At 71.4% G+C, this 1,335-nt stretch carries 1 protein-coding gene; it reads right to left on the bottom strand.

The features are described 5' to 3' along the window. Nucleotides 1-261: 261 nt before the first annotated feature. Nucleotides 262-822, bottom strand: a complete 561-nt coding sequence (locus PUR26_RS00140) for a GNAT family N-acetyltransferase (protein ID WP_329868013.1) — start codon at nucleotides 820-822, stop codon at nucleotides 262-264. Nucleotides 823-1,335 lie beyond the last annotated feature (513 nt).

The following is a 1,335-nucleotide window of genomic DNA, read 5'->3' as shown; positions in this document are numbered from 1 at the left end:
TTGTTCACCGGTTTCGACAGCGGTTGTTCAGTGCTTCGGGAGGCACCCCGGCCGCCGGCGTGTTCGATGTTCACGAGAAGCGACAGCACCCGCGCGCCGGTGAGAATGTTGCCGCTCCAGGCGGACCCTACGAGCTACGGGATGCTCCAGGGGTGCGGATGATCGGGATCGGTGGGGGCAAGCGAAGACGTTGAGGTCGCCGAAGCGGCCCACGGTGACCTCGGTGGAGGTTGCGGACCGAATGGCGGGCAAGTCTCGGTCCTAGCGGCCGGCCGCCGGGTGCCACTCGCGGCGGAGGAGGCCGAACACCCAGGAGTCGGAGACCTCGCCGTTGACGACGCAGTCCTCGCGGAGGGTGCCCTCGCGGACGAAGCCGAGCTTCTCCAGGACCCGGGCGGACGCCACGTTGCGGGTGTCGGTCTCGGCCTGGACGCGGTTCAGGTCCAGGGTGTCGAACGCCCACCGCAGGACGGCGCGCGCGGACTCCGTGGCGTAGCCGTGGCCCCACGCGGCGGCGTCGAAGACGTAGCCCAGGGACGCGCTGCGGAAGTCCGGGTTCCAGCTGGTCAGGCCGCACCAGCCGATGAACGCGCCGTCGGAGACGCGGTCGACGGCCACCCGCGCTCCCGTGCCTTCCTCCTCGATCGTCCGGCAGGTCGCGATGAAACGCTGGGCGCGGGCCGGTTCGGTCCATGGCGGGGAGTCCCAGTAACGCAGCACGTGGGCGCTGCTGTGCAGCGCGTAGAGCGGCGCCGCGTCGGCGTCGGTGAACGGCCGCAGCCGCAGGCGGGCGGTGTGCAGCTCGGGGGTGGGCAATGTCATGCGGAGCATCCTGCCGCGTCACGCTCGCCCCGACCATCCGATTATCCGAACGGTCGGGGACGCGTACGTCCCCGGTGACGCCGGACGCGCCGCATGGGCGGTGAGTCCGCAGTACCGTGCCGGCAAGATGGCCAAACGGCGGCCGTACTGGCGCGCCCTCGGGACGCCGGCCGGCCCTCGTCCTGCGCCGGACCCCGGACGGATGGAGCTACGCCGTCCACTTCACCGGGCCGGGCCGGCATCGCCGACGCGCGCGCTCGCCGGTCCTCGGCCCTCGTCCGAGCCGGACATCGCGCAGGCGGCCCTGGTTCTGAAGGCGGAGGAACTCACCCACGGCCGGCTCGACGGCCGCTGGCATGCACCCGATGTGCCGGACGGGTGGACCGGCACGGTCACCGTCCAGGGCAGTTACCGCCTGCCTGAAGCCGGCACACCGGCGACGTCGGCCATCGCACCCCCAGCAGCAACCTCTCGGTGCCAGTGCTGCTGTCGAAACCCGTGAACATTTCGATT

The sequence above is a fragment of the Streptomyces sp. SP18CS02 genome, from assembly GCF_036322365.1.
Taxonomy (GTDB): Bacteria; Actinomycetota; Actinomycetes; order Streptomycetales; family Streptomycetaceae; genus Streptomyces.
This window is presented reverse-complemented; position numbering and strand designations above follow the sequence as displayed.

What these genes read in the sequence shown, in the direction of transcription:
- PUR26_RS00140 (WP_329868013.1), bottom strand. Translation starts at nt 822, where the DNA reads ATGACATTGCCCACCCCCGAGCTGCACACCGCCCGCCTGCGGCTGCGG.